This is a genomic window from Rhodococcus sp. NS-SX18 (genome assembly GCF_057367935.1).
In genome coordinates, this window is sequence record NZ_CM170633.1 from 379651 (window position 1) to 402290 (window position 22640).

A 22640-nucleotide genomic window follows, 5' to 3' on the forward strand; every position below is an offset into this window, starting at 1 on the left:
CTTCTCATCGATTCTTCTCCATGCAGAAGAATCCGGGAGGTTATATCGGTGCACTGTTGGGTCCTGAGAGAACACGCAATGTGTTTTGTCAGCGACGATGACCGGGAACGGGAAGGGTGTTCTTTCTCCAGTATCGGTTGTTGTGTGTTGTTTGAGAACTGCACAGTGGACGCGAGCATCTTTGTTGTAAGTGTTTATGAGCGTACGGTGGATGCCTTGGCACCAGGAGCCGATGAAGGACGTGGGAGGCTGCGATATGCCTCGGGGAGCTGTCAACCGAGCTGTGATCCGAGGATTTCCGAATGGGGAAACCCAGCACGAGTGATGTCGTGTTACCCGCGCCTGAATATATAGGGCGTGTGGAGGGAACGTGGGGAAGTGAAACATCTCAGTACCCACAGGAAGAGAAAACAACATGTGATTCCGTGAGTAGTGGCGAGCGAAAGCGGAAGAGGCTAAACCGCGGGTGTGTGAGAGCTGGCAGGCGTTGCATCCGTGGGGTCGTGGGGCCCTTCTTCCCATCACTGTCATGGTGGGCGAGAGTAAGAAACCGGTGTGTTAGTCGAAGTGGTCTGGAACGGCCTGTCGTAGAGGGTGAGAATCCCGTAGACGAAAACACGCCGGCTCTCGTGGAGGGTACCCGAGTAGCAGCGGGCCCGTGAAATCTGCTGTGAATCCGTCGGGACCACCCGATAAGCCTGAATACTCCCTGGTGACCGATAGCGGACTAGTACCGTGAGGGAAAGGTGAAAAGTACCCCGGGAGGGGAGTGAAATAGTACCTGAAACCGTGCGCTTACAATCCGTCGGAGCCTTCGAGCAGTTTGGTCTGCTGGGGGTGACGGCGTGCCTTTTGAAGAATGAGCCTGCGAGTTAGTGGCATGTCGCGAGGTTAACCCGTGTGGGGTAGTCGTAGCGAAAGCGAGTCCGAACAGGGCGTATCAGTGGCATGTTCTAGACCCGAAGCGGAGTGATCTACCCATGGCCAGGGTGAAGCGACGGTAAGACGTCGTGGAGGCCCGAACCCACTTAGGTTGAAAACTGAGGGGATGAGCTGTGGGTAGGGGTGAAAGGCCAATCAAACTCCGTGATAGCTGGTTCTCCCCGAAATGCATTTAGGTGCAGCGTCGCGTGTTTCTCACCGGAGGTAGAGCTACTGGATGGTCTAGGGGGCCCACAAGCTTACCGAAATCAGCCAAACTCCGAATGCCGGTGAGTGAGAGCGCGGCAGTGAGACTGCGGGGGATAAGCTTCGTAGTCGAGAGGGAAACAGCCCAGATCGCCGGCTAAGGCCCCTAAGCGTGTACTAAGTGGAAAAGGATGTGGGATCGCTGAGACAACCAGGAGGTTGGCTTAGAAGCAGCCACCCTTGAAAGAGTGCGTAATAGCTCACTGGTCAAGTGGTTCTGCGCCGACAATGTAGCGGGGCTCAAGTACACCGCCGAAGCCGCGGCACTCACACAACACCCACTCGTTCCTGCGGGGACGGGTGCAGTGGTGTGGGTGGGTAGGGGAGCGTCGTGCCGCCGGGGAAGCGCCGGAGTGATCCAGGTGTGGAGGCGGCGCGAGTGAGAATGCAGGCATGAGTAGCGAAAGACGAGTGAGAAACTCGTCCGCCGAATGACCAAGGGTTCCTGGGCCAGGTTAATCCGCCCAGGGTGAGTCGGGACCTAAGGCGAGGCCGACAGGCGTAGTCGATGGACAACGGGTTGATATTCCCGTACCCGTGTGAACGCGCCCCTGGTGAATCAGTGATGCTAACCGTCCTGAAGCCGGCCGGTTCCTTCGGGAATCGGTTGTGTGGATGCACGGGACCCGATCTGGTAGTAGCCAAGCGATGGGGTGACGCAGGAAGGTAGTGGGGCCGGTCAGTGGTTGTACCGGTGTAAGCCTGTAGGGCGTGACATAGGCAAATCCGTGTCACATCAAGCCTGAGAGGTGATGCGTAGCCGAATGAGGCGAATTCCATGATCCTATGCTGCCGAGAAAAGCCTCTAGCGAGCTTTCACACGGCCCGTACCCCAAACCGACACAGGTGGTCAGGTAGAGAATACCGAGGCGATCGAGAGAACTGTGGTTAAGGAACTCGGCAAAATGCCCCCGTAACTTCGGGAGAAGGGGGACCACGCCCGGTGAAGACCTTCGCGGTCGGAGCTGGGGGTGGTCGCAGAGACCAGAGAGAAGCGACTGTTTACTAAAAACACAGGTCCGTGCGAAGTCGTAAGACGAGGTATACGGACTGACGCCTGCCCGGTGCTGGAAGGTTAAGAGGACCGGTCAGCGGAGTTCACTCCGCGAAGCTGAGAATTTAAGCCCCAGTAAACGGCGGTGGTAACTATAACCATCCTAAGGTAGCGAAATTCCTTGTCGGGTAAGTTCCGACCTGCACGAATGGCGTAACGACTTCTCTGCTGTCTCAACCACAGACTCGGCGAAATTGCATTACGAGTAAAGATGCTCGTTACGCGCGGCAGGACGAAAAGACCCCGGGACCTTCACTACAGCTTGGTATTGGTGTTCGGTTCGGTTTGTGTAGGATAGGTGGGAGACGGAGAAGCCCGCACGCCAGTGTGGGTGGAGTCGTTGTTGAAATACCACTCTGATCGTATTGGACCTCTAACCTCGGACCCTGATCGGGTTCAGGGACAGTGCCTGGTGGGTAGTTTAACTGGGGCGGTTGCCTCCCAAAATGTAACGGAGGCGCCCAAAGGTTCCCTCAGCCTGGTTGGCAATCAGGTGGCGAGTGCAAGTGCACAAGGGAGCTTGACTGTGAGACCGACAGGTCGAGCAGGGACGAAAGTCGGGACTAGTGATCCGGCACCGGCATGTGGAAGCGGTGTCGCTCAACGGATAAAAGGTACCCCGGGGATAACAGGCTGATCTTCCCCAAGAGTCCATATCGACGGGATGGTTTGGCACCTCGATGTCGGCTCGTCGCATCCTGGGGCTGGAGTAGGTCCCAAGGGTTGGGCTGTTCGCCCATTAAAGCGGCACGCGAGCTGGGTTTAGAACGTCGTGAGACAGTTCGGTCTCTATCCGCCGCGCGCGTTAGAAACTTGAGGAAGGCTGTCCCTAGTACGAGAGGACCGGGACGGACGAACCTCTGGTGTGCCAGTTGTCCCGCCAGGGGCACGGCTGGTTGGCTACGTTCGGAAGGGATAACCGCTGAAAGCATCTAAGCGGGAAGCCTGTTCCAAGATGAGGTTTCTCACCCCCTCGAGGGGGTAAGGCCCCCGGCAGACCACCGGGTTGATAGGCCGGAACTGGAAGTGCGGCAACGCATGCAGGTGACCGGTACTAATAGGCCGAGGACTTACCACGAAGAAGCTACGCGTCCACTGTGCGGTATCTGAAACAACACACTCGATTCACACGCTTTCCGTGAATCGAGTGAGGGCGAAGCCCCCCAGAAAAGGAGGGAACAGCGTTCACTCGATCATTCACGAGCGAAGCGAGTGTGTGTCGTTTCACAGAGTTACGGCGGCCATAGCGACAGGGAAACGCCCGGTCCCATTCCGAACCCGGAAGCTAAGCCTGTCTGCGCCGATGGTACTGCACCCGACAGGGTGTGGGAGAGTAGGACACCGCCGAACACCCGTTACCGGAAGCCCCCCGACACCGTCGGGGGGCTTCCGGCATTTCTGCATGCTCCGGCCCGTCCGCTCTTGTCCGTGGTCCGGCACAGGCGAATCATTGACTCCACGGTGGTCGCGATCGCCGGCCGTCGCGTGACGTCGATGGTGGACGGTGACGGGTCGGCCACAGAAGTCGTTGGGTGCGGGCTCGTCCCGCACGCGGAGGCGATGAAGATGTTCATTCAGGTCTGGCAGGGGACGGTTCGCGACGAGCAGGGACTGAAGGCCTGCCTGCAGCGGTGGACGGACGAGCTGCGCCCGGGCGCGGTGGGCTATCTGGGTAGCACGTCGGGATTCAGCGACGACGGCACCTTCGTGTCGGTGGCGCGGTTCGAATCCGAGGAGGCGGCCCGCCGGAACAGCGAGCGTCCGGAACAGGGCGAGTGGTGGGCCGAAGCGGAGCAGTGCTTCGACGGCGAGATCGTCGTCCACGACTGCCGTGACGTCGAGGTGTGGATGGAGGGTGGCTCCGACACCGCAGGGTTCGTTCAGGTGATGGAGGGGCACAGCCCCGATCTCGGGCGGATGAAGAGCCTGCTCGCGCAGGGCCAGGAACGGGTGCATCAGTTGCGCCCCGAGATCATCGGCGGCACGTTCGCCACCTACGGCGACGACGGATACGTCGAGACGGTGTACTTCTCGTCCGAGGACGAGGCGCGTGCCCACGAACGAATGGAGATTCCCGACGATCTGCGTCCACTGCTGGAGGAGGAGATGCGGCTACAGGGCGATGTGCACTACTACGACCTGCACGAACCCATTCTCACCTCGAGCGGCAGGTGATCTGGGAGAGCCGTCGGTAGGAAAGTCCGGGCCGTGACGACACGGCCCGGACAAGGGTTCAGGGTCTCGGCCTGTGGGGCAGGGCCCGGGTGAGCCGCGGCGCCCAGCCGTGGGACGGCCAACGCTTGAGCCCCAGCCGATCCGGCGTCAGGCGGGTGTCGACGAAGAGCTTCTCGAGTTCGGGATCGGCGTCCCCCAGGAAGCGGTAGAGGATGGTGCCGCCGTTGTCCTCGGTGCGGGACGCCGCTTCCCAGCCGGTTGCCCGGTAGGCGCCGCGGACGATGTTGTCCGCGACCACCAGGATCGGCAGGCCGTCGATCCGGCGTGCCGACGCTCCGGCCGGCCACGGACGGTCGGCGAGTCCACGGACCTGCTCGGCGGAAGCCGATTTCGCCTCGGTGATCCGGAGTACGACGCACGGCGTGGGCAGCTCGGGTGCGGCCTCCGCGGAGTACTGACGAATCAGCTCCTCGACGGGACGTGCCACCCGGTCGGATTCCTCGCTGGCGCCGACGAGATTGGTCAGCACGAATTCGCCGTCGTGCGGTTCGAGCAACCCCAGTACCGAGACGAGGGCCTGGGTGGTGAAGCCGGCGGCGTGATCGGCGTCGACGGCCGGGGCCACCCGGTCGGCCACGACGTAGTGACCTACCGAGTAGCCGGAGTCGTAGACGGCACGGATCCGGCGCACGGCTGCGTCGGCTTCGGGGGTCTGCGCGGGAGCGGCTTCGCCGCCGGCGGCGAGTTTGTGGTCTTCGCCGAGCGCGGTCCACGTCAGGACGAACATCCGGTTCCCGCGGCCCTGTCCGACGTGCAGGACGGTATGGTCGCGCGGATCGACGAGGGCGTACACGTAGGCACCGAGCTGTTCGACGACCGTCGCCGGCAGCGGGTCCGGGGTGGGGGTGCGGTCGTCGACGTCGGTGACGATCTCGCGCAGGACGGCGAGTCGCAGTGCCACCGGCACGGTTCCGGCAGAGCCCCCGAACAGTTCACGGTTGGCTGCGTCCACGGAGGCGAAGGTGCGTCCGGTGTGGCGGGCCAGGGCGGCGAGCGCATGCGTGAACTCGGCGAGCCGCTGGCGAGGGTCCGCGGCGGTGTCGGGCAGCTCGTTGCTGGTCAGGAACATCTGGATCTCGGGGGACTCCAGAAGGATCTGGGCGATGTTCTGAGGAACTGTCCACACGGTACGCATGAGGCGACTGTAGGCCAGTCTTTCCCGGGCAGCGGGTTACGTGCTCAAACGCGCTGCACAAGGATGTCGGTCACCGTGCGGTCACCGCATCGTGGTGTCGTGGACATGTCCCTGTGATGTGACGCCGGACACGTTCCGAGTGGTCGTGTGCTACACGAAGGGCACGATTCGCGGCACCCCTGCGCCCCGGGAGCGGCTCGTCGCTTAACGTAGACACGTGAGCATCCCAGTCCCCGATGCCGCGCGGTCTGCGGCGAGCCCAGCATCGAACTGGCCCGCGATTCTGACGTGGCGGGCGTACGACGTTCCTCGGATGGAATCGGTGCGTGTCCAACTGAGCGGCGATCGCATCAAGGCGGCGGGCCGGATCGTGGGCGCGCAGTGCGCGGAGCATCCCGCGTTCAGCGCGTCGTACGACCTCGTGACCGACGAGAACGGTGTCACGCGCCGGTTGTCGGTGCGCACCACCCTGGCCGCAGGTGAGAGGCACATGTCGATCAGCCGGTCCGAGGAGGGCATCTGGATGGTCGACAACGGCACCCAGCACCAGCGGTCGGCATTCGGCGGCGCACTCGACGTCGACGTCATCCTCAGCCCGTTCTTCAATGCTCTGCCGATCCGCCGCTACGGGCTGCAGTCCGGCGCGGACGAACTCGAGGTGCCAGTCGTCTACGTGAATCTACTCGATCTCGGCATCGAGGAGGCCACCCTCGTCTACAGCAGCGCAGCCGACGGCATCCACGTCCTGTCCCCGGTGTCCAGTTCCTCGGTGACGGTCGACGGCGACGGCTTCGTCGTGAACTACCCCGGACTGGCGGGACGGATCTAGGACGGGTCGGTCAGGAGGTCGGTGCCCTCCACCGCCATCGCCAGTGCCAGAGCTGTGGACTCTCCGGGATGACTGCCGTGCCCGCTGGTCCCGGAGGTCAACCCGACTACCTGTACGCCGATGGGGAGATCACGGTCTCCTGGGGCAGGGACGGACACCGCCGGTACGCCCAGCACGCTGAACGGAATGCACATCTGCAGCAGTGGCCCGCGGAGGGCGGCGGGATCGCTGTCGAGCGGGGCCGACCGCAGCGGGGTCGTGACGGTGATCAGCGCGTCCAGCCCGTCGTCGCGCCGTAGCCGGCGCAGGATGTCGCGGCGCAACCGGGCGGCCGCCCGCACGGCCCGGACGTAGTCCGTCGCCGGACGGTCTCGCTGAGCCGCGAGCAGTGCCGCGGTGGCCGGCTGGTAGAGGTCGGGGTCGTTCTCGAACCAGCGCTGATGGGTTTCGTACGCCTCCGAGCCGGTGACGACGGGATAGACGCCGAGGAGTTCGTCGGTTTCCGGCAGGGTCACGTCCCGCACCTCGGCACCGAGATCGGTGAGGGTGCGGCAGGCGCCGTCGAGCGCGGACTCGAATGCAGCGGGCACGTCCCAGATGCCGCCGCGCAGCCGTCCGATGCGCAGCCCCGAGACGGGTGTGCGCAGGTGTGCTATCCCGGGCAGCGCGCCCCAGGCCAGTGCCGCGTCGAGGACGTCGCGGGCGAGCAGACCCACGTGATCGAAGGTGGTGGACAGCGGGAAGACCCCGTCGACCGGCAACGCGCCGAACGTGGGCTTGAGGCCGACGACTCCGCACAGCGCCGCCGGGGTGCGCACACTGCATCCGGTGTCGGTGCCCAGTGCCAGCGGCACGACGCCCTTGGCGACGAGCGCTGCCGACCCCGACGACGAGCCACCGGTGATGCAGGTGGGATCGTGCGGGTGCCGGGCCGGTCCGGCCGCGTTGACCAGGCCGCTGGGCCCGTACGCGAACTCGTGCAGGTGCGTCTTGGCGACCACGACGGCGCCGGCCTCGCGGAGCCGCTCGACGATCCTGGCGTCCTGCGCGGCCGGCGCGACGTCGGCGAGGACGTTGCTGCCGCAGCGGGTCGGCATGCCCGCGACGTCGATGTTGTCCTTGACGGCGACGGCGACGCCGTGCAGCGGACCGATCCAGTTGCCGGCCGCGAGCTCGGCATCGGCGCGGGCCGCCGATTCGAGGGCCGCGGCATCGTTGCGGGCGGCCACGAGATTCGACCACGGTGTGCCGTCGAGCGCGTCGAGGTCGGCCAGCACCTGCCGGACGTGTTCGGAGGCGGTCAGCTCGCCTTTCGCGAGTGCCGCGGTGATGTCGCGCAGTGTCACCGCGTCCACACCTCGCCGCGACGGCCCGCCTCGCGCAGCCGGGCGAGCCAGTCCTCGTCGCCGGGGACGACGCCGGTGACGGGTCGGCGGTTGCGTTGCTCGAACCGTCGCCGGGCGGCGTGACCGGCGGCGGTCAGCTCGGCGGTGCTGCCGTCGGCGAGTTGTTCGCGAGCGACACGCAGCACCTCGAGGGTCTCGTCGAGGGCTGTGAGCAGCGCCGGGGCGTTGCCCTCACACATCGCGTCGACCAACGTGGGGGTGGTTCCGGCGACCCGGGTGCCGTCGCGGAACGATCCCGCCGCCAGGCCCAGCGCCAGGTCGCCGCCGGCGGCCCCGGACAGTGCCAGTGCCTCGGCGAGCAGGTGGGGCAGGTGCGAGACGCGGGCGACCGCCGCGTCGTGCTCGCCCGATTCGGCGGGTACGACGACGGAACCGCAGTCGAGGGCGAGATCGGCGACCTGCGTCCACACGTCGGGATCGGTGCCGTCGTCGACGGTGACCACCCACACCGCGTCGCGGAACAGTTCCGCGAATCCCGCCGACCACCCGGACTCGGCGGTGCCGGCCATGGGATGACCCCCGACGAAGCGTGCGGAGAGCCCGTGGGCGGCGACGAGGGCGGCGACCTGCGACTTGACGCTGACCACGTCGGTCAGCGCCACGTGCGGGGCGTGCTCGGCGACCGCCGCGAGCACGGCGCCGACCGCGGGCACGGGCACGGCGACGACGACGAGGGCGTCGCATTCCGCGGCGCGCCGCAACGTGGCCGGCAGGTCGGTGGAGGCGTCGAATCCGTCGGCGCGGGCGGCTTCGACGGGCTCCGAGGAGCGGTTGTACCCCCAGGCCTCGCGGCCCGCGGCGACGGCCGCACGCAGCAACGATCCGCCGATCAGGCCGAGGCCGAGTACACACACGGGCGGGGTGGACGCGGAGATGGGCACCCGACCAGGTTGGCACATCGCCCGCTGGACTTCATTCACGGGACCGCGCCGACTACCGTTGCGCCCATGGCTGCGCAGCGTGCGGGGAACAAGAGCCCTTCCGTGAGTTCGACTGAGGACCTCGACGGGTTCGGGGTCGCCGTGACGCGGGAGGACGGTCGCTGGAAGTGCAAGACACTGTCGGCGGCGGTGTTGACGAGCCTCGAGGTGGCCGACCGGGAGCTGCGCGAGTTGCGCAGCACCGGGGCGATCTTCGGGTTGCTCAACGTGGACGACGAGTTCTTCGTCATCGTCCGGCCGGCCCCGTCGGGCACGCGTCTGCTGCTGTCGGACGCGACGATGGCGGTCGACTACGACATCGCCGCCGACGTGCTCGATGCGCTGAACATCGAGATCCCGGACATCGACCCCGATGAGCTCGACGACATCGAGCCGTGGGAAGAGGGTGACCTGGGAATCCTGGCGGATCTGGGGCTGCCGGAGCCGGTGCTGGCGGTGATCGCCGCCGAGACCGACCTGTATCCGGACGAGCAGATCGACGAGATCGCCCAGCGGCTCGGGTTCGACGATGTGCTCGCCACGGCGCTGGACAAGCTGCGCCGCTAGATGGGCCTGCGCGACGACGAGGCGATGATCCGGGCCGCGTTGGAGGCGGCCGCCGCGGCGCCGGCCGGGGACGTGCCGGTGGGTGCCGTCCTGTTCGCCGCCGACGGGACCGAATTGGCCCGGGCGGCGAATTCGCGGGAGGCGACAGGCGATCCGACGGCACACGCGGAGATCCTTGCGTTGCGGGCGGCCGCGAAGGCTCACGGCGACGGCTGGCGCCTCGAGGGCACGACGCTGGCCGTGACGCTGGAGCCGTGCACGATGTGCGCGGGCGCGCTGGTGCTGGCCAGGGTGCATCGCGTGGTGTTCGGGGCATGGGAGCCGAAGACGGGCGCGGTGGGGTCGCTGTGGGACGTGGTGCGTGATCGTCGGCTCACCCATCGTCCGCAGGTGCGCGGCGGGGTGCTCGAGAAGGAATGTGCCGCGGTGCTCGAGGACTTCTTCCGCGCGCAGCGGCTCGCGGAACGTTCGTGACCTGGGGATTTCAACTCCGGGACCGAATCCGGTAAAGTCGTGGGCGGTGGCGTGTCCGAGCGGCCTAAGGAGCACGCCTCGAAAGCGTGTGACGGGTAACCCCCGTCCGAGGGTTCAAATCCCTCCGCCACCGCCACGGGAACGGTCCCGGTCCGGTTCATTCGGACCGGGACCGTTCTCTTTGTCGCTGCCGCGCCGTTCCGGTCGCTTCGCCCGGCGGCGTGTCCGGACGAGACGTCGGCACTGCCTCATCCGTTCTCGGCGACAGGCGCACGGCACCCTTCCAGAGCGTTGTGCAGCATCTCGTTGTCCAGGGCTCCGGGCGCGCCGACGACGACGATGCGGGTACGCGGGGGGTGGGTACCCCAGTCGCCGTCCAGGGTGAGGTCGACCCGGCTCCCGACCATCTGGAGGACCGCCCTGCGCCCCGGTGCGTCGGCGGGATCGACGAGCCCCTTGGCCCGGTAGACGGTGGTGGGCATCGCGGCCATCGCGGTGTGCAGCGCCTCCAGTGACAGCGGCCGGTCCGTCTCGTAGGTCCAGGTTCCGAACCCCTGCGTATGGTCGCCGTGCGTGCGGGCGGCGTCGCCGGCCGGGTCGAGGCGGCCCACGGACAGCAGGATGGGCAGCGGCACGTCGCCGTGCCGGGACTCGACGAGCCGGTAACGGTGGAACCGGTCGTCGAGCCAGGTCTTTATCCGGGCGATCGCGTCCGGGCCGACGAGGTCGACCTTGTTCAAGACGATCATGTCGGCGCAGGCCATCTGGAAGAGGCGGAGCTCCATGTGCTCGGGCGTCGTGAAGACGTGTTCCGCGTCCACCACACACAGCACGCTCTCGAGCCTGATCCCGGCGGGCAGGCCGGGGTTGTTGAAGGTCTGGACGATCCCTACGGGGTCGGCCACGCCGCTGGCCTCGAGAAGGACGTATTCCGGCCGTTCCGGGCGGGCGAGTACCGCGGCCACCGCCTCGACGAGGTCGTCGCGGACGGTACAGCACACGCAGCCGTTGGCGAGGCTGATCACGTCGCTGTGCACCCCGACGACCAGTTCCGCATCGATGTTCACGGTCCCGAAGTCGTTGACGAGCACCGCGACTCTCAGACCGTGGTCGCCGTTGAGGATGCGGTTGAGGAGCGTGGTCTTGCCGGCGCCGAGGAATCCGGTGAGGACGGTGACGGGGACGGGTGCGCTCACGCGGACTCCGGCGGCGGTGTTCTCGGCAGGCCGAGCGTCATCGCCGGGTCCATGGGGAGTGTCTCCCCGGTCGGTCTGGCGAACGGACGCATCTGGTCCTCGGGCGTGAACAACGCCGGATCGATCTCGAGATCGCGCACGGACTGTTCCTGGTTCGCGAAGAAGGGGTTCGTCACCGTGCTCGGTTCGGGCAGTTCGTCGTCGAAGTTGGTGTGCAGCAACCATTCGGGGGACGGACGCACGATGTTGGTGGTCTCCGGGAATGCGGCCTCGCGGATCCAGACGTGATCCTTGGTCACGTTGACCACGGTGTGGTCGATGCCGAACGCGAACATGCCCTTGTAGTGCAGACGCACGCCGGCGAGCATCTCGCCGACCAGCTCGCGGTCGTAGGAGACGTGGGTGGCCATCGCCAGTCGGGGCCGGACCAGGTTTGCGAGGTAACCGGCGCCGTAGTGACTCGTGTGGAAGTTGTCGAGCGTCAGGGCCGCCATGACAGGTGACACGCCCTGCTTCAGCGCCCACAGGTTGACCAGGTCGACGGCCATCTCCGTGACGAAGACGTCGACGCCTTGCGCATACTCGGCGGTGAGCCGATCGGGTTTGCCGTCGCCCGTCCACACGAACGACAGCCCGTTCCAATCCAGCCGGTAGGCTGAGGCGCCGTCGATCGCATGCGATCTCCGCCAGTGGGTCACTTTCACGCCGTCGCGGTCGTAGCAGACACCGCCGTCGTCGCGGAAATCGAACTCGGTCACCTCGATGTCGTAGCCGTCGGCCATCGGACCGATCGCCCAGGCCGCGGTCCAGGCGCCCATCTTCTTCAGGTGGTCGCACATGGCGGCCGTGCCCATCTCGGGCGTGCGTCCGGACGGACCGATGACGTGCAACGGCTTGAACCGTCCGTTGAACGGGGCGAACTGCCACAGGTAGGGCAGATCGCCGTAGTGATCGATGTGCAGGTGACTGATGAAGATGTCGTTGATCTCGGGTACCGGGACCTGGTTGGCCACGATGTTGCGTACCGAGCCGGGACCGAGGTCGAAGAACAGGCGCTTGGCAGGTCCGAGTTCGACCATCATGCACGTGCTGGCCTGCGACATCCGGGGCGGCCACGGGTTGCTGCCCATGAAGATGATGCGCATCTCGTCCGGGCCGAGTGGTTCCGTCTGCGGGATGTAGTTGTTGCGGTTCTTCACCGACGGCGTCGGCTGGTAGTACGGCGGCATGGAGATGCCGGTGCCCGGGGGCGCTCCGTATGCATTCGACTCGGCTGCCATGTGCCCGCTCCGATGAGTGCGCGTATTCCGACCCGATTTCGTCCCTACCGGACGTTCTCTGCTGCGCGGCCGGGCAAGGAGGCTGCTCACACCGCCGTCGGCCTCGGCGCAATGCCGAGTCCTCGTAACACCGTCGTCGGTGCGGACTCTACCTCTCGAGCCGTGCTGCGATCACAGGGTTGGGGAGATCGGTGGCCGGAAACCGCTGTGCCCGAGCGTCAGCCGGCCTGTGATTTCCCGGCCACCCGGGTTGCGAAGTCCGGCATCGGGGCGACGTCCCGCGGCGCCCAGCCGGGCGGGCCGAACGTATAGCCGAGCTTGTCGCGCAACCGCGCGGCAGCCCGCCAGTCACGCGCGATGGCCTGATATTCGTGCGTCTGCAGCCGCCAGATGTTGTAGGTGCCGACGGGCTTGGTAAGTCCGTACGTGGGGCGGTGGGTCTCGCGGCGGAAGGTGCCGAACAGGCGGTCCCAGATGATCAGGATGCCGCCGTAGTTGCGGTCGAGGTATTCGGGGTCGCAGCCGTGGTGCACCCGATGGTGCGACGGGGTGTTGAAGACGAACTCGACGGGCCGGGGCAGCGTGCCCACCCGTTCGGTGTGCACGAAGAACTGGTACACGAGCGAGACGGAGAATCCGACGAACACCATCCACGGCGGGATGCCGAGGAAGGGCAGCGGCAGCCACATGAGGATCTCGCCGCTGTTGTTCCACTTCTGGCGCAGGGCGGTGGCGAAGTTGAAGTACTCGCTCGAGTGGTGCGCTTGGTGGGTGGCCCACACGAGCCGCACCCGGTGCGCCGTCCGGTGGTACCAGTAGTAGAGCAGGTCGATACCGAGGAGCAGGATCACCCACGTGTACCAGGCGTTCGCCGGTAGGTGCCACGGCGCGAGATACACCCAGATCGCCGAGTAGCCGACGAGAGCCAGCATCTTCCAGGCGGCGCTGGTGCCGATGGAGACGAGTCCCATGGAGATGCTCGTGCGTGCGTCACGGGCCTCGTAGCCACCGCGGGGCGGGCGGGTGTGCCCGTCGGCGCCGGGTTCGACGTGCTCGAGGGTGCGCGCGGCGGCCCATTCGAGCGCGAGGAACAGCAGGAACGCCGGGATGGCCAGCGCGACAGGGTCGTGCAGGGGCTCGAGCAGCGACGCCCAGGACGCCGTCAGGGTCTCCCACATGCGGTCCTCCGGGAGTGATGTGAACAGGCGTCCAATCTACCGGAATGTGGTTCCGGTCACTACGGAGGTCCGGCGGTCAGCGGGGCAGCGGCCGGCCGTCCGGCCGCAGGCCGGCGAGGTAGATCGCGATCATCCGGGGCACGAGGGCGGGCACGACCTCGTCGACGAACTGCACGTGGGGGCGGGTGAGCCGGGCGATCGCCATGATCACCTCGATCGGCTGGACGTCGTCGCGGACGAGGCCGGCTCGCTGTGCGGTGTGGACGAGTTCGGTGACACGCGCCTTGGTGTCCTCCCGGACCTCGAGGACGTCACCGGGCAGTTCCCGGTAGCTCTCGACGATGAGAGCCGGGATCAGGGCGCCGAGCCGCAACCGGACGGCGGTGCCGACGAATTCCGTCCAGGCACGTTCGGGGTCTGAGGCCATCGCGGCGAGGGCGTGCTCGGCGGCCGCGGCCGCCTCGGTGAGGGTACGACGGGCCACCGCATGGGCGAGATCGTCGCGCGTGGGGAAGTTGCGGTAGAGGGTGGCGATGCCGACGCCGGCACGATCGGCGATGGCGTCGAGGGGCGCGTCGTGTCCCCGTTCGGCGAGCACGTCGCGGGCGGCGAGGATCAGGGCCTCGCGTCGGCGGGCGGCGTCGGCGCGCATGCAATCTCCTGTGGTCGGCGGGTTGACACCCGCTCCTAGCGGAGGAATATACTCCACATAAACGGAGAGCAATCCTCCACTTCAAGGAGTCGTCATGGCCGCCTCGACCTCCGCCCCGAACTCCACCACCGCCCGGCACACCCCGCCGGACACCGTGCGTGTCGTCGGCGTCGTGCTTGCGCTCACCGCCGTGATCGCCCTGATGCTGTTCGCCTTCGCCGCCCCGGCGGTCGAGAGCGGTCCGCACGGGCTGAAGATCGGGGTGGTCGGACCGGATCCGGCCGTCGCCCGGATCGAGGCCGGTCTCGCCGATGCCCGACCCGGCGCGTTCTCGCCGCAGCGATACGCCGACGTGGAGGCGCTGCGCACGGCGATCGAGCAGCGTGAGGTCGTCGGCGGTCTCGCCGTCGAACCGGACGGGCCCGCGATGTATATCGCCGGCGCGGGCGGAGCCCCGGTCGCGCAGGTGCTGACCGCCACGGCCGCCGGACTGTCGCAGACGCTCGGCCGGCCCGTCCCCGTACGCGACGTCGTGCCGCTGCCCGCAGACGACCCGGCCGGGGCCGGTCTGAACTCGCTGGCCCTGCCACTGGTCCTCGGCGGTCTGGTACCGGCGATCGCTCTCGTCAGGTTGTTCCCCGGACGCGTCGGCCTGCGAGTGCTCGGCGCGATCGGCTTCGCGGTGCTCGCGGGGCTGACTCTCACCGCCGTCCTGCAGTTCGGGTTCGGCAGCCTGACCGGGAACTACTGGGCGACCGCGGCGGCGCTCACGTTGAGCCTGGCCGCCGTCTCGCTGCCCCTGCTGGGCCTCGAGTCGCTCTTCGGTCTGCCCGGCTTCGGTGCCGGTGCGGTCCTGATGATGTTCCTCGGCAACCCGCTGTCGGGCTTCGCGACCACCGCGGCGTGGTTGCCGCAGGGATGGGGTGCCTTCGGCCAGTTGCTGCCACCGGGCGCCGCGGGGACCGCGGTCCGCTCGGTCGCGTTCTTCGACGGACACAGCGGTGGGACGGCGGTGCTGGTGCTGAGCGCATGGGTCGTCGTCGGGCTCGCGCTGTGTGCAGTCTCGGCACGCCGGCGCACGGTCGCCGCGTGACCCCGAGCGCCGGACGGGGCTCGCGCGCTTTTCCCTCGGTTTGGTAGGAATTCTGTGTCCGTCACCGCCGGCGGCGCAGGGTCGAACCGAGGAGCGCGACGTGCACATCACCGCCCGGGTGGACTATGCCGTGCGCACGCTGCTCGAACTCGCGGCGGCAGGCGAGGCGCCCGCCAAGGCCGAGAACCTGGCGCGGGCGCAGAACATCCCGCACAAGTTCCTCGAGGCGGTGCTCGGCGACCTGCGCCGGGGCGGTCTGGTGCACAGTCGCCGCGGCCCGGAGGGCGGGTACTGGCTGGCGCGCCCGGCCGAGGAGATCTCCGTCGCGGACATCATCCGCACGGTGGAGGGCCCGCTCGCGTCGGTGCGTGGCCAGCGGCCGGAGGACGTGGTCTACACCGGACCGGCCGAACGCCTGCGCGACGTGTGGATCGCGGTGCGGGTGAACCTGCGGGCCGTCCTCGAGGAAGTCACCCTCGCCGACGTCGTCGCGGACGATCTGCCACGGTTCGTATCCGACCTGACCGCCGACCCGGGCGCCTGGGAGCGTCGCCGCACGTGAGCGCCGCCACACCGCTCGGAGGGGTGTGGGCAAACACATATTTTTGCAGGACTCTGCAAATTTGCAGGACTCTGCAAGGTGCGTACCGTGGAAGACGTGACCACTTCGCCCGGCCTGCGCGACCGCAAGAAGGCCGCCACGCGAGCAGCGCTCGTCGCGGCCGCGGCCGATCTTGCGCGGGAGAAGGGACTCGACGGTGTCACCGCCGACGCCATCGCCGCCCGGGCCGGGGTGTCCACCCGCACGTTCCACAACTACTTCGCCGGCAAGGAAGAGGCCGTCCTCGCACACCTCGAGGGGCTGGTGCACGCGTGGGTCGGGCGCCTGCACGCGCGGCCCGCCGGTGAGCCCGTGTGGGAATCGATGGAAGCCGTTGCACGGGAGATAGTTTCGGATCCCGGCGGTGACTTCGTGGAACTGTGCACGACCATGGAGCTGCTCGAACAGAGCCCCGCCCTGCTGGCGCGCCGGGTCGAGATGGAAGTGCGCGCCTCGCAACTGCTCGTCGAGGCCATCGCCGAGCGCACCGGCACCGACCCCCGGGTCGACCTGTATCCGAGTCTGGTCCGCTACGCCGCGGTCTCGGCCATGAAGTCGGCAGTCGAACTGTGGCTCGCCGGCACCTCGGGGGCGACGTCCCCCGAGGAGCTCGTCCTGGCCGCCTTCGAGCAACTGCGACAAGGCCTTTCCTAAGACATCTGCACGACACATCCGGAAGACGAGGTTCCCCGTGGCGACCTATCTCTATCGGATCGGCAAGTTCGCCTATCGGCGAAAAGGCACGGTCCTCTCCCTCTGGCTGGCGATCCTCGTCCTCTTCGGGGTGGGTGCGGCCACCCTGTCCGGACCGACGACGGACTCGTTCTCCATCCCGGGCACCCCCGCGCAGCAGACGCAGGACCTGCTCGCCGAACGGTTCCCGAACGCCGCGGACCCGACGAACGCGCTCAGCGCGCGCTACGTGTTCGCCGCCCCCGACGGGCAGACCCTCGACGAGCCGGACAACCTCGCGGCGATGAACGAGGTGCTCGCGGCGATCCGCGGCATCGACAAGGTGACCGCCGCCGCCAAGATCGACCCGGCCGTCGCCACCCCCGAGCAGCAGGCCGCCGTCCTCGTCGACCCCGTCACCGCGAACGCCGGTCTCGTCGAACAGATGAAGGCCGCCGCGGAGCAACAGGGCAAGCCGGAGGAGACCGCGCTCGCCGATGCGGCCGCGCTGTCGCCGCTGAGCCCGGACCGCACCGTCGGCTTCGTCACCGTCCCGTTCGAGGGCGGCTTCGGCGACGTCGACGACACGATGCGCGAGCAGATCACCGCGGCCGCGGAGATCGGCCGGGACGCGGGCCTGAACGTCCAGGTCAGCGGAACCGCCGCCGCGGAGGCCGAGATGCCCGGTGGCGTCACCGAACTCATCGGCATCGGCATCGCCGCCGTCGTCCTCGCCATCACCTTCGGCTCGCTCGTCGCCGCGGGCCTGCCGTTGATCACCGCCATCATCGGCATCGCCATCGGCAGCCTCGGCATCACCGTCGCCACCGGCTTCGCCGACCTGAGCTCGATGACCCCGACGCTGGCGATCATGATCGGTCTCGCCGTCGCGATCGACTACTCGCTGTTCATCGTCTCCCGGTTCCGCCACGAGATCACCGTCACCGCCGACCGGGCGGAGGCGGCCGGACGTGCCGTGGGCACCGCAGGCTCGGCCGTCGTGTTCGCCGGCCTGACCGTGATCATCGCCCTGATGGCGCTGAGCGTGGTGGGGATCCCGTTCCTGTCCGCGATGGGATACGCGGCCGCCTTCACGGTGTTCATCGCCGTGCTCATCGCGATCACCCTGCTGCCCGCGATCCTCGGCCTCTTCGGGCGCAAGGCGTTCGCCGGCCGTATCCCGGGCCTGAAGGACCACGATCCGGAGGCCGACACCGACACGCCGAGCGCCGCCCAGCGCTACATCCGCTGGTCCACCGGCAAGCCGCTGATCCCGCTCGTCGCCGGCGTCCTGCTGCTCGGTCTGCTCGCGCTGCCCGGCGCGAACCTGCAGCTGGCGCTGCCCACCGAAGCGACCGGTGACCCGAAGACCAGCGCCCGGCAGGCCTACGACCTCGTGAACGAGGGCTTCGGTCCCGGCCGCAACGGTCCGCTGCTCGTCGTCGCCGACGCCCGGGAAGCCACCGTCGCGCCGCAGGAGGCGTTCGGTGCGGTCGTGCAGCGTCTGTACGAGCAGGACGAGGTGGTCAACGCCCAGGTCGTCGCCGTCGACCAGGCCGGTGACACAGCGCAGATCATGGTCACGCCGCGGTCGGGCCCCAGCGAGCCGGCGACGATGGACCTGGTGTCGAGCATCCGCGACCAGGAGGCGCAGCTCGACGACGAGATCGGTGTCTCCTACGGCGTCACCGGACAGACCGCCCTCGAGGGCGACGTGTCGGAGACGCTGCAGAGTGCACTCGTGCCGTACCTCGCGGTGGTCGTGGGACTCGCGTTCATCCTGCTGATGCTCGTCTTCCGCTCGATCCTGGTGCCGCTGACCGCGACCCTCGGATTCCTGCTCAGCGTCCTGGCGACGTTCGGCGCGACCGTGGCGGTCTTCCAGGAGGGCTGGGGCGGGCTCGTCTCCAACCCGCAACCGATCGTCAGCTTCATGCCGATCTTCCTCATCGGTGTGGTGTTCGGGTTGGCGATGGACTACCAGGTCTTCCTGGTGACCCGCATGCGGGAGGAATTCGTCCACGGCGCCTCCGCGAAGGAAGCCGTGCGGATCGGCTTCGCCCACGGCGCCCGGGTGGTCACGGCCGCCGCGGTCATCATGATCTCGGTGTTCGCGGCCTTCATCGCCGAGCCGAACTCGTTCATCAAGTCGATCGGCTTCGCCCTCGCGGCGGCCGTGTTCTTCGACGCGTTCGTCGTGCGCATGGTGATCATCCCGGCGGTGATGGCGCTCCTCGGCGACAAGGCCTGGTGGCTGCCGAAGTGGCTCGACCGCATCCTGCCGAACGTGGACGTCGAGGGCGAGAAGCTCCGCCGTGAGCTGACCGCCCCCGAGCCCACCCGCGAGCCGGCGCACACATGACCGGGCCCGGGCACCTCTTCCCCTCCCGCGGGAGCGGAAAAGGTGCCGGGAACCGGGCCGCTGCACCGGTAGCGTGGTGATCATGCTGGTCCGGTTGCTCCTGCGGTTCCTGCGCCCGCACCGCGGGGCGCTGCTCGCGGTGGTGCTGCTGCAGACGGTCGCCACCGGCACCATGCTGATCCTGCCGGCGCTCAACGCCGACCTGATCGACTACGGCGTCGCCCGCGGCGACATCGGCTACATCCTGTCCACCGGCGCGGTGATGCTGGCGATCAGTTCGGTGCAGATCGGCTGCTCGATCGGTTCGGTGTACTTCGCGGCGCGCACGGCCATGGCGGTCGGCCGCGACGTGCGGCTGGCCGTGCTCCGCCGCGTCGGCGGGTTCTCCGCCCGCGAGTTCGGCCGGTTCGGTGCGCCGTCGCTCATCACCCGCAACACCAACGACGTGCAGCAGGTGCAGATGCTCGTGCTGATGAGCTGCACCATCGTGGTGATGGCCCCGATCATGGGCATCGGGGGCATCGTCATGGCGCTGCGCGAGGACGTCGGCACGTCGCTGGTGCTCGTCGCCGCCGTGCCCGTTCTCGCGGTCACCATGTTCGTCCTGATCGCCCGGATGGTGCCGGCCTTCCGCGTGATGCAGGTGCGCATCGACGCCGTCAACCGGATTCTCCGCGAACAGATCACCGGGATCCGCGTGGTGCGGGCATTCGTCCGCGAGCACACCGAACGGGAGCGATTCGAGGTCGCCAACGCGGAACTGACCGACACCGCGCTGCACGTCGGCCGCATCAACGCGCTGCTGTTCCCGCTCGTGATGCTCATCGCCAACGCCACGAGCGTGGCCGTGCTGTGGTTCGGCGGCCACCGGATCGACACCGGCGACATGCAGGTCGGGTCTCTCACCGCGCTGCTGAGCTACATCATGCAGATCCTCATGGCGGTGATGATGACGTCGTTCGTGGCGATGATGGCGCCGCGCGCGGCAGTGTGCGCCGAGCGGATCCTCGACGTGCTCGACACCGAGTCGTCGCTGCCGACGCCGGCCCGGCCCGTCCGCACCCTCGGCTCACCCGTGACCCTCGAGCTGCGGAGCGCGGCGTTCGCGTACCCCGGTGCCGACGCGCCCGTCCTGCGCGACGTGACGTTCCGGGCCGAACCCGGCAGCACGACCGCCGTGATCGGCGGTACCGGCTCCGGCAAGACGACCCTGCTCCGGCTGATCCCGCGGCTGATCGACGTCACCGCCGGCTCGGTCCTGGTGGGCGGCACCGACGTGCGTGACCTGGATCCGCAGGTGCTGCGCGCCGCGATCGGTCTCGTACCGCAGCGGGCGTACCTGTTCTCCGGGACCGTCGCCGAGAACCTGCGGTACGGACGCGCCGACGCCACCGACGACGAACTCTGGCACGCCCTCGAGGTCGCGCAGGCGGCGGACTTCGTCCGGGCGATGCCGGCGGGACTCGACACCCTCGTCGCCCAGGGCGGCACGACGGTCTCGGGCGGGCAGCGCCAGCGCCTGGCCATCGCCCGGGCACTGGTCCGCCGGCCGTCGATCTACCTGTTCGACGACGCGTTCTCGGCCCTGGATCAGGCCACCGACGCGCGGCTGCGGGAGGCACTGTTCCCGGAGACCCGCGATGCGTGCGTCGTGGTCGTCGCGCAACGGGTGTCCACGGTGCTCGACGCCGACCGCATCGTCGTTCTGGACGGCGGGGCCGTCGTCGGCTCGGGCACGCATCTGGAGCTGCTCGCGAGCTGCCCGACCTACGCCGAGATCGTCGAGTCGCAGCGCATGGTGAACGCATGACCGAGCGCAAGGAGGCGGGACCGCGGCTCGGGGGTGTGGACCCGGGCGCACCGGAGAACCGGGCGCGACAGAAGTGGCCGGCCACCAAACGGCTCGTCGGCCTGTTGCGGCCGCATCGGTGGGCCGCATCCGCGGTGCTCGTCCTGGCCGTGCTCGGGGTGGTGGCGTCGTCGGTGGCGCCCCGGGTTCTCGGTCACGCGACCGACCTGATCTTCAGCGGGGTGATCGGCCGGCAGCTGCCCGCCGGGCTGTCGAAGGAGCAGGCCGTCGAGGCGCTGCGCGCGCAGGGACGCGACCAGTTCGCGGAGATGGTGTCGGCGATGTCGCTCGTGCCGGGCGCGGGCATCGACTTCGCCGCCCTCGGCCGCACCCTCGTGTTCGTACTCGCGCTGTATCTGCTGTCGTCGGGCCTGATCTGGCTGGCGGCGTACGGACTCAACGAGATCGTCCAGCGCGTCATCCGCGACCTGCGCTCGCGGGTGGAACGCAAGGTGCATGCGCTGCCGCTGCGTTATTTCGACTCCCACTCCCGCGGTGACCTGCTCAGCCGCGTCACCAACGACATCGACAACATCTCGCAGGGTCTGCAGCAGTCGATCAGCCAGCTGGTGCTGGCGGTGCTCACCCTGCTCGGCCTCGTCGTGATGATGGTGTGGATCTCGCCGCTGCTCGCACTCGTCGCCATCCTCATGGTGCCGGCGTCGGTGGTGGTGACCGCAGTGGTGGCGAAGCGGTCGAAGCGGCACTTCGTGACCCAGTGGAAGACCACCGGCAACCTCAACGGTCAGATCGAGGAGGCTTTCACCGGCCACGAACTCGTCACCGCGTTCGGCCGCACCGCCGAGGTCGAGCGCCGCTTCACCGAAACCAACGACGAATTGTTCCGGGCCGGGTTCCGGGCCCAGTTCGTCTCCGGACTGGTGATGCCGCTGGTGATGTTCATGAGCAATCTCAGCTACGTCGCGATCGCCGTGCTCGGCGGATTGCGGGTCGCGTCGGGCACCGTCAGTCTCGGCGAGGTGCAGGCCCTGATCCAGTACTCGCGCCAGCTCGGTCAGCCGCTCGGTCAGATCGGCGCGATGGTCAATCTGCTGCAGTCCGCGGCGGCGTCCGCCGAGCGGGTCTTCGAGATCCTCGACGAACCCGAACAGGAACCCGATCCGCCGGCCCCCGTCACTCCGTGGGGGCGGTACGGCCTGGTCGAGTTCGAGGACGTCTCGTTCTCGTACCTGCCGGAGCAGCCGCTGATCGAGCATCTCGACCTGCGGGTCGAGCCGGGGCAGATGGTCGCGATCGTCGGACCGACCGGCGCCGGCAAGACCACGCTGGTGAACCTGATCCTGCGCTTCTACGAACTGGATTCGGGACGCATCCTCGTCGACGGCGTGGACGTCACGACCATGAGCCGCGACGAGCTGCGCTCGCGCATCGGGATGGTGCTGCAGGACACCTGGCTGTTCGGCGGCACCATCCGCGACAACATCGCCTACGGCCGGCCGGACGCCACCGAGGACCAGATCCTCGAGGCCGCACGCATCAGCTACGTCGACCGGTTCGTGCGGTCCCTGCCCGACGGCTACGACACCGTGATCGACGAGGATGCCGGCAACATCAGCGCGGGGGAGCGGCAGCTGATCACCACCGCCCGCGCCTTCCTCGCGCAACCGTCCATCCTGATCCTCGACGAGGCCACCAGCTCGGTCGACACCCGCACCGAGCTGCTCGTGCAGCACGCGACGGCGGTACTGCGCCGGGACCGCACCAGTTTCGTCATCGCGCATCGGCTCTCGACCATCCGCGACGCGGACCGGATCGTGGTGATGGAACACGGACGCATCGTGGAACAGGGCACGCACGACGAACTCCTCCGAGCGGGCGGTGCCTACTTCCGGTTGTACGACGCGCAGTTCCGCGCCCTCGTGGAGTGACGGGCGGCAGGATCGTCGCGCCGAGTGTGGATCCGCGCCCGGCACGGCCGGAGCGGATTC

The 22640-nt window shown here is 67.8% G+C and carries 17 protein-coding genes, 1 tRNA gene and 2 rRNA genes; 13 read left to right on the forward strand and 7 right to left on the reverse strand.

Annotation, left to right across the window (positions count from 1 at the left end; all coding sequences use genetic code 11):
- Window positions 1-184: 184 nt before the first annotated feature.
- The 3 genes from AC2IPW_RS01680 (at window position 185) to AC2IPW_RS01690 (ending at window position 4417) form a co-directional block, all read left to right on the forward strand.
- Window positions 185-3320: ribosomal RNA gene (locus AC2IPW_RS01680) — 23S ribosomal RNA — on the forward strand.
- Between the two features lie 155 nt (window positions 3321-3475).
- Window positions 3476-3592 (forward strand): 5S ribosomal RNA (gene rrf, locus AC2IPW_RS01685).
- A 216-nt stretch (window positions 3593-3808) separates the two neighbouring features.
- Window positions 3809-4417, forward strand: coding sequence for a hypothetical protein (locus AC2IPW_RS01690; RefSeq protein WP_040782585.1), 609 nt, complete (start codon window positions 3809-3811; stop codon window positions 4415-4417).
- Between the two features lie 58 nt (window positions 4418-4475).
- On the opposite strand, the gene AC2IPW_RS01695 is transcribed toward AC2IPW_RS01690, so the two are convergent.
- Window positions 4476-5612 carry a GIY-YIG nuclease family protein gene (locus AC2IPW_RS01695; RefSeq protein ID WP_003936925.1) on the reverse strand — a complete coding sequence of 379 codons (1137 nt, stop codon included), beginning with the start codon at window positions 5610-5612 and terminating at the stop codon, window positions 4476-4478.
- A gap of 217 nt (window positions 5613-5829) precedes the next feature.
- Here AC2IPW_RS01695 and AC2IPW_RS01700 point away from each other — a divergent pair, with 217 nt between their 5' ends.
- The gene (locus tag AC2IPW_RS01700) at window positions 5830-6441 is read left to right on the forward strand and encodes a putative glycolipid-binding domain-containing protein (RefSeq protein WP_072786589.1); all 612 of its coding nucleotides are present in this window, start codon (window positions 5830-5832) and stop codon (window positions 6439-6441) included.
- Here AC2IPW_RS01700 and AC2IPW_RS01705 read toward each other — a convergent pair.
- Entirely contained in the window at window positions 6438-7796 is a 1359-nt protein-coding gene (locus tag AC2IPW_RS01705) for an amidase (RefSeq protein ID WP_486376136.1), read from the reverse strand. The genes AC2IPW_RS01700 and AC2IPW_RS01705 overlap by 4 nt on opposite strands.
- Window positions 7784-8746 (reverse strand): prephenate dehydrogenase, encoded by a 963-nt coding sequence (locus AC2IPW_RS01710; RefSeq protein WP_486376137.1) that lies wholly within the window; start codon window positions 8744-8746, stop codon window positions 7784-7786. Before AC2IPW_RS01710 ends, AC2IPW_RS01705 begins: the two co-directional genes overlap by 13 nt.
- Before the next feature lie 48 nt (window positions 8747-8794).
- On the opposite strand from AC2IPW_RS01710, the gene AC2IPW_RS01715 reads away from it, so the two are divergent.
- The 3 genes from AC2IPW_RS01715 to AC2IPW_RS01725 all read left to right on the forward strand — a co-directional run bounded on the left by AC2IPW_RS01715 (window position 8795) and on the right by AC2IPW_RS01725 (window position 9944).
- Window positions 8795-9334, forward strand: a complete 540-nt coding sequence (locus AC2IPW_RS01715) for a tRNA adenosine deaminase-associated protein (protein WP_054374157.1) — start codon at window positions 8795-8797, stop codon at window positions 9332-9334.
- Entirely contained in the window at window positions 9335-9808 is a 474-nt protein-coding gene (locus AC2IPW_RS01720) for a nucleoside deaminase (protein WP_486376138.1), read from the forward strand.
- A gap of 45 nt (window positions 9809-9853) precedes the next feature.
- Window positions 9854-9944: transfer RNA gene (locus AC2IPW_RS01725), tRNA-Ser, on the forward strand.
- Window positions 9945-10056: 112 nt separating this feature from the next.
- On the opposite strand, the gene AC2IPW_RS01730 is transcribed toward AC2IPW_RS01725, so the two are convergent.
- From AC2IPW_RS01730 to AC2IPW_RS01745, 4 genes are all read right to left on the reverse strand, one after another.
- A complete protein-coding gene (locus AC2IPW_RS01730; RefSeq protein WP_486376139.1) occupies window positions 10057-11004 on the reverse strand; it encodes a CobW family GTP-binding protein in 948 nt (315 codons plus the stop codon).
- Window positions 11001-12284, reverse strand: coding sequence for a guanitoxin biosynthesis MBL fold metallo-hydrolase GntH (gntH, locus tag AC2IPW_RS01735; protein WP_486376140.1), 1284 nt, complete (start codon window positions 12282-12284; stop codon window positions 11001-11003). The genes AC2IPW_RS01730 and gntH overlap by 4 nt, the downstream gene beginning before the upstream one ends.
- Window positions 12285-12502: 218 nt before the next feature.
- Window positions 12503-13462 (reverse strand): sterol desaturase family protein, encoded by a 960-nt coding sequence (locus tag AC2IPW_RS01740; protein ID WP_486376141.1) that lies wholly within the window; start codon window positions 13460-13462, stop codon window positions 12503-12505.
- Window positions 13463-13538: 76 nt separating this feature from the next.
- On the reverse strand, window positions 13539-14114 hold the full coding sequence (locus tag AC2IPW_RS01745) for a TetR/AcrR family transcriptional regulator (protein WP_486376142.1): 576 nt from the start codon (window positions 14112-14114) through the stop codon (window positions 13539-13541).
- Window positions 14115-14208: 94 nt separating this feature from the next.
- On the opposite strand from AC2IPW_RS01745, the gene AC2IPW_RS01750 reads away from it, so the two are divergent.
- The 6 genes from AC2IPW_RS01750 (at window position 14209) to AC2IPW_RS01775 (ending at window position 22580) form a co-directional block, all read left to right on the forward strand.
- On the forward strand, window positions 14209-15207 hold the full coding sequence (locus AC2IPW_RS01750; RefSeq protein WP_486376143.1) for an ABC transporter permease: 999 nt from the start codon (window positions 14209-14211) through the stop codon (window positions 15205-15207).
- A 100-nt stretch (window positions 15208-15307) separates the two neighbouring features.
- Complete coding sequence (locus AC2IPW_RS01755; RefSeq protein ID WP_003936914.1) at window positions 15308-15769, forward strand: RrF2 family transcriptional regulator; 462 nt, start codon at window positions 15308-15310, stop codon at window positions 15767-15769.
- Between the two features lie 96 nt (window positions 15770-15865).
- Window positions 15866-16462, forward strand: coding sequence for a TetR/AcrR family transcriptional regulator (locus AC2IPW_RS01760; RefSeq protein WP_040782579.1), 597 nt, complete (start codon window positions 15866-15868; stop codon window positions 16460-16462).
- 37 nt (window positions 16463-16499) lie between these two features.
- On the forward strand, window positions 16500-18842 hold the full coding sequence (locus tag AC2IPW_RS01765) for an MMPL family transporter (RefSeq protein ID WP_486376144.1): 2343 nt from the start codon (window positions 16500-16502) through the stop codon (window positions 18840-18842).
- Window positions 18843-18924: 82 nt separating this feature from the next.
- Entirely contained in the window at window positions 18925-20652 is a 1728-nt protein-coding gene (locus AC2IPW_RS01770; protein ID WP_289380980.1) for an ABC transporter ATP-binding protein, read from the forward strand.
- A complete protein-coding gene (locus AC2IPW_RS01775) occupies window positions 20649-22580 on the forward strand; it encodes an ABC transporter ATP-binding protein (RefSeq protein WP_003936910.1) in 1932 nt (643 codons plus the stop codon). The genes AC2IPW_RS01770 and AC2IPW_RS01775 overlap by 4 nt, the downstream gene beginning before the upstream one ends.
- The last annotated feature ends 60 nt before the right edge of the window (window positions 22581-22640 follow it).